The organism is Chlorobium sp. KB01 (assembly GCF_001975465.1).
Taxonomy (GTDB): Bacteria; Bacteroidota; Chlorobiia; order Chlorobiales; family Chlorobiaceae; genus Chlorobium.
In genome coordinates this window covers 1-4,733 of sequence record NZ_MPJE01000110.1, presented here as the reverse complement: position 1 = coordinate 4,733, position 4,733 = coordinate 1, and the positions used below count along the sequence as shown (strand labels likewise).

Annotated in this window: 9 protein-coding genes and 1 pseudogene; 7 read left to right on the top strand and 3 right to left on the bottom strand. The window is 46.2% G+C overall.

Going from position 1 to position 4,733, the window contains the following annotated elements; all coding sequences use genetic code 11:
• The first annotated feature begins 331 nt into the window (after nucleotides 1–331).
• The 3 genes and pseudogenes from BOO20_RS11660 to BOO20_RS13420 form a co-directional block, all read left to right on the top strand.
• On the top strand, nucleotides 332–592 hold the full coding sequence (locus BOO20_RS11660; protein ID WP_076792869.1) for a CopG family ribbon-helix-helix protein: 261 nt from the start codon (nucleotides 332–334) through the stop codon (nucleotides 590–592).
• Entirely contained in the window at nucleotides 573–848 is a 276-nt protein-coding gene (locus BOO20_RS11655) for a type II toxin-antitoxin system RelE/ParE family toxin (RefSeq protein ID WP_076792868.1), read from the top strand. The genes BOO20_RS11660 and BOO20_RS11655 overlap by 20 nt, the downstream gene beginning before the upstream one ends.
• 55 nt (nucleotides 849–903) lie before the next feature.
• Nucleotides 904–1,010 (top strand): annotated as a pseudogene (locus BOO20_RS13420) (type II toxin-antitoxin system RelE/ParE family toxin); the annotation flags it as partial.
• A gap of 151 nt (nucleotides 1,011–1,161) precedes the next feature.
• Here BOO20_RS13420 and BOO20_RS13285 read toward each other — a convergent pair.
• Nucleotides 1,162–1,290 carry a hypothetical protein gene (locus BOO20_RS13285; RefSeq protein ID WP_255372208.1) on the bottom strand — a complete coding sequence of 43 codons (129 nt, stop codon included), beginning with the start codon at nucleotides 1,288–1,290 and terminating at the stop codon, nucleotides 1,162–1,164.
• On the bottom strand, nucleotides 1,287–1,523 hold the full coding sequence (locus BOO20_RS11645) for an addiction module protein (RefSeq protein ID WP_076792867.1): 237 nt from the start codon (nucleotides 1,521–1,523) through the stop codon (nucleotides 1,287–1,289). Before BOO20_RS11645 ends, BOO20_RS13285 begins: the two co-directional genes overlap by 4 nt.
• A gap of 581 nt (nucleotides 1,524–2,104) precedes the next feature.
• On the opposite strand from BOO20_RS11645, the gene BOO20_RS11640 reads away from it, so the two are divergent.
• The 4 genes from BOO20_RS11640 (at nucleotide 2,105) to BOO20_RS13415 (ending at nucleotide 3,673) form a co-directional block, all read left to right on the top strand.
• Nucleotides 2,105–2,365: a type II toxin-antitoxin system ParD family antitoxin gene (locus BOO20_RS11640; RefSeq protein ID WP_083694679.1), complete on the top strand. Its 261-nt coding sequence runs from the start codon at nucleotides 2,105–2,107 to the stop codon at nucleotides 2,363–2,365.
• A gap of 7 nt (nucleotides 2,366–2,372) precedes the next feature.
• The gene (locus BOO20_RS11635) at nucleotides 2,373–2,672 is read left to right on the top strand and encodes a type II toxin-antitoxin system RelE/ParE family toxin (protein ID WP_076792866.1); all 300 of its coding nucleotides are present in this window, start codon (nucleotides 2,373–2,375) and stop codon (nucleotides 2,670–2,672) included.
• 490 nt (nucleotides 2,673–3,162) lie between these two features.
• On the top strand, nucleotides 3,163–3,387 hold the full coding sequence (locus BOO20_RS11630; RefSeq protein ID WP_040433424.1) for an addiction module protein: 225 nt from the start codon (nucleotides 3,163–3,165) through the stop codon (nucleotides 3,385–3,387).
• Nucleotides 3,362–3,673 carry a type II toxin-antitoxin system RelE/ParE family toxin gene (locus tag BOO20_RS13415; RefSeq protein ID WP_368665436.1) on the top strand — a complete coding sequence of 104 codons (312 nt, stop codon included), beginning with the start codon at nucleotides 3,362–3,364 and terminating at the stop codon, nucleotides 3,671–3,673. The genes BOO20_RS11630 and BOO20_RS13415 overlap by 26 nt, the downstream gene beginning before the upstream one ends.
• A 56-nt stretch (nucleotides 3,674–3,729) precedes the next feature.
• Here BOO20_RS13415 and BOO20_RS11620 read toward each other — a convergent pair whose 3' ends face one another.
• Nucleotides 3,730–4,422 (bottom strand): class I SAM-dependent methyltransferase, encoded by a 693-nt coding sequence (locus BOO20_RS11620; protein ID WP_076792864.1) that lies wholly within the window; start codon nucleotides 4,420–4,422, stop codon nucleotides 3,730–3,732.
• Nucleotides 4,423–4,733: the final 311 nt, after the last annotated feature.

Here is a 4,733-nt window from a genome sequence, read left to right as displayed (position 1 = left end):
CGTCCCTCAATTCGTCCCTCAATTATCCTGAAGTTTCTCCCCTTATTCTTTTCCCAAAAATCCGTTGTCAGAACTGATTTCCATGAATTCCGTTCCTAAACTTAAGTCGATCTCTGGCCACGGGTTCAGGGTGACAGCTCGAACCATCCGGTATGAAACGCGCGGCTTATAACCGGTCAAAACATTTGGCGGAACGTACCCGCATGATGCAAGCCTGGTCGGACTATATCGACAAGATCAAATCGTAAAGCAGATGTATCAAAAATTCGCGCGAAAGGAGTATATTAACGAAGTACATCAAATTACGATTTCATTCAACGGAGGGTAGATAATGACGACCAAAACAAAACGGCAGCAAGTCACCTTCAAGATTCCAAAAGAAACCAATGAACGCCTTGAGGCTCTTGCCAGAGCGACCAGACGGACGAAAACCTTTGTCCTGGAGGAGGCTGTTTCAGCTTATCTGAACTATAACGAGTGGCAGATTCAAAGTATTCAGAGGGGATTGGAAGATATGAAGGCTGGTCGAGTAACCCCTGTTGAAGATGTTATTGCTGAGTTGGAGGCAGAACTTGAAAATTGTCCTGACTAAAGAGGCAAAGGATTCTATTCGTGAGATAGAGTCCTATATCAGCCTGACCAGCAAAAAAACAGCCAAGCAAACCATCATCACTCTTTTGAACAAGATCACAAAGCAGTTACCCGCATACCCCCAGAGCGCAAAATCCGGCAAAATAACAGATACCAGGGAGCTGTACTTCTCTGATATACCGTACTGTGTTGTCTACACTTCGGATAACAGGACGATTACTGTACTCTCAATATTTCATACTGCACAGAACCGTTGAAGCGACTTACGGGACGCACATAACAGCTTCAACTAACTTCCTTGATCATGCCTGGTTGTGGGTATACCGTATCGGTGTTATCGGGTGATTTGCGAAATCCTCGATGAAAAAGTTTCAGTTCTTGTTGTCCGAGTCGGGCATCGGAAAGAAGTTTACCGATAATGTTGTCATACACCGTTTACGTTTGCATGCGGCATGTGCAGGGCCGTATCCTGTAACTCCTTTTACGCCTTAACCTTTGTTATTGAAGGGTACATAGCGTTATCTGCAGCATCACCCTGATGCTTTCGTCAGCAGAATTCATTTTTTCTCGTTATCCAGTATAGAGGCTTTCGATGACTGTGGGATTGGGAGTTTGCCCCAATCCTGGCTGCTGCTCTTCGTAATAAGCTATCGCGTCATTCAGTTCTTCAAATGCCTGTTGAAGTACTATTTTCTTCATGACGCAAAGCGTTCATCGATTTTCCTCATCGCCTCATCATAGTCAATACCAACAGCCGTTCCGTCCTTCACAGCAAGAACCCTGTCGGCAATTTCCTTTTCCCAAGCAGACTCGACATCATCGGCATCTGACGGGCGGTTGTCGAGAAAAAGGAGAAATCTTACAATCTCCAGACGATCCTGCTTTGGAAGTCTGATTAATTCGGCGGTAATATCTTCAATTTTACGTTGCATTTATCCATCTCCACTTTAAGATCAGTCCATCTGTCTTGCATTCAATCGTAACACCGACGCTACGGAAAAGGGATATTCTTCGCATCCATTCCTGAAAATCGCCGGTGAATTCGTTCAGCGATATTGCCTGGTTTTGAGACTCCAGATGCTCTTTTCTGCTTGAGAAAGCAGCATTACTCTCTTGATGTTAACAATTTTTCACGAATTTTATGCGCCTGATCCAAAGACCAAACTCCGGGACGCTCTCGACAAACGCTACAACAAACGCGGGTAGAGCTACAAAAGGATAAAGAGCGGGGAGGCGGAAGCCTTGTTTTGCTACCAATATTTCGCCCCTACAGGGCTTGAATGCAACGACCTCCCGACTTCCGGGAAGCTCATAACAGCTTCAACTAACTTTTTTCGCGTATTAACCCGGCGGCAAACATGCTCTTTTTTCAACGTATTAACTCCTCTGGAGCAGGTCATCCTCAGGTGGCTTAATTTTTATCGCCCTGTTTTATAGTTGTCAAAAAATGGCATAAATTGACAATAACGGTTTACGTCATACGTGATGGATGAATGAAAACAATAACCGAACTATGTCAATCAATGTTAATCTGACGCCACTTCTTGAAGAGATGGTACGCCAGAAAGTCAAATCCGGCCTGTATACATCGGTCAGTGAGGTTGTACGCGAGGCATTGCGTCTTATGGAAGAGCAGGACACTCTTCGCAAGGCCAAGGTTGATCAGTTGCGCCAGGATATCAATGCTGGATTAGAGAGTGGCACTGCAACCATCTGGAATGCAGAAGAGGTAAAGAGAGCTGTCCGCAAAAAGAGAGTCAATCTTCAGGGCTGATACGAACATGCCTGTTATTGTAACACGGCCTCTCGTTTTTGATGATCTTGCCGATATATGGGACTATATTGCCGAAGACAGCCCGGTCAGAGCAGATGGATTTATAGATTCTTTAGATCGTAAATTCCATGAACTGGCAGCTTCACCCCATGCAGGCAGGTCACGACCTGAGCTTTTGCCGGGATTGCTGAGTTACCCTTTTGGCCGATATGTAATTTTCTATCTCGTTAATCCACATGGCATAGAGATAGTCAGAGTATTGCACAGTGCCCGCGATATTGCTCCCCATTTTAATCCGGATGAATAAAAGCATTTCACATCCTCATCCATCACCACCAAAACTCCGGGACGCTCTCGACAAACTCTACAAATATTGGTGGATCTACAAAAGGATAAAGAGGGGGGCGGCGGGAGCCGTGTAAATGAACGCTTCTGATGGGAAAATATTATGCGGATTGTGCGAATGTGGAAGGAATATCAGGCTTTGGCGTCAAGCAGTTCCTGAACTGTCAAGCTAATATCTTTCGGGCTACTTGGGGACGTTGTGTTGTAAGTGAAATAACTCTGTTCAGCGGTGAGTGCAGGATGATAACCGGAAGGGTCTCGATTCAGCGTTGTCCCGCATGGATGCACTGGATTTGACGATATACGTATAGTTTTGTATTCTCTTTAATAGCTTTTTTGTACGGCATCGTTCAGCATCTGTTTTGTGATGTAAGCGGGCAGTAAGTGGCAAGAGAGTCCATTCAGAAAAAACATTTAAGAACGGACATTTTCAATTTCAAATACAGATAGTCATGAAAACCCATACTGTTTCCGTATTTGACCTTAGCCCACCAGAGAAACTACAATTGGTTGAAGATCTCTGGGATGATCTGGCGGCTAAACCGGAAGATGTACCCGTACATGAATGGCAAAAGAAGGAGTTGGCTCGTCGCAAGAGTAATCTGATGAAAAACCCTGCTTCAGGGCTCACATGGGCCGAGGTCAAGCAAAATGTCCGCAGCGGTCATGCTTCCTGATCTGATACTATTACCGGAAGCGCAGAAGGATATTAGTGATGCTTACTGGTGGTATGAAGATCGTCGTGATGGTTTAGGGGAAGAGTTTCTTGGTTGTCTGGATGCATGTATTCAGACAATTTGCCGAAGTCCCGAACTCTATCCGGTAGTTCATGAACATTACCATCGGGCATTAGTCAGGCGGTTTCCGTATGCTGTTTTTTATGAGCAGTCCATTCAATCCATCTCAGTGTACAGCATTTTTCATACATCTCAGGATCCAATGAAGTGGCACAGTCGCCTATAGTTGTCTGTTGTTTGATGTGCATAGGCTATTGAATTCCAAAAAAACAGCTCCCCGTCTTATGCCGAATAGCACCAGGCTTCATGCCAGGTCTGTTTTTCCAGCCTCCGGCTCTTCGTCAGTCCTGCGTTACCGGCCAGTTTCTGAAAAAGGCTCGGGGTTTCGGGGAAATCGCAGTTCCTGATGTGCTCCTGTACCTGATCCCGTTCGTGAGTAGTCAGGGCATCCCAGTTCGCTGCCACCGCTCCGTTGTAGCTGTCGAGATATGCCGGACGGAGCTGTTCCTCTTCGCGCATGACATCCACCAGTATTACCTGACCATTTTGGCGAAGGGTTCGACGGCACTCGATGAAAAAAGTCTGTTTTTGCTCAAGGTTGAGGTGGTGCAGGGCATAGCCGGAGTAGATGACATCAAAATGGTTTGCGGGAGCCTCCTTCAGCACGGCGATCATGTCCCTGCAGAGCAGCTTTACACTGGTTCCGAATGGCTCCAGGTTTTTACGGGCAACATCAAGAGCGTAGGGGGAGAGATCGCATCCGCAGTACTCCGCTACCTGACCGGGGTTGAGCATCTTGCCGATATGGGTGGCATCTCCGCATCCCAGGTCGAGCACAGTGAGCGGACCCGGATGGCTCTCAAGCAGCGTTTTGACAGCACTCAGAATCTCGCGGTGAAACATGAGATTGTGGCTGATGACCTTCTGGTAGGTGGCCCAGGTTTTGCGGAAGATGTAAATGGGGTCGGTTTTCATGCTGATGTTTGAAGTTAGGGCACCTCTATTTATTTGTTCCGAAATCCTTTCCCGGCCCCGATTTTGTTGAGGGCTTCCAATATTACGCCCCTACAGGGGATTGAACAGATAACCGCTCCCGACGATTATTAGAGGTGCCCTTAAATAACGGTAATTACCGGTAAATGGCATGAGCAATTTTCAATAATTCCGTTCGTTGCAATTCGCGATACGCTCGTTGAAGAGATTACGAATTCTGAATGCTGAATTTTGAAATAAAGAATCCTCGCAGCAGAGCTACGAGGTATTAAAAGAGGCGTAATTGCTGTGAA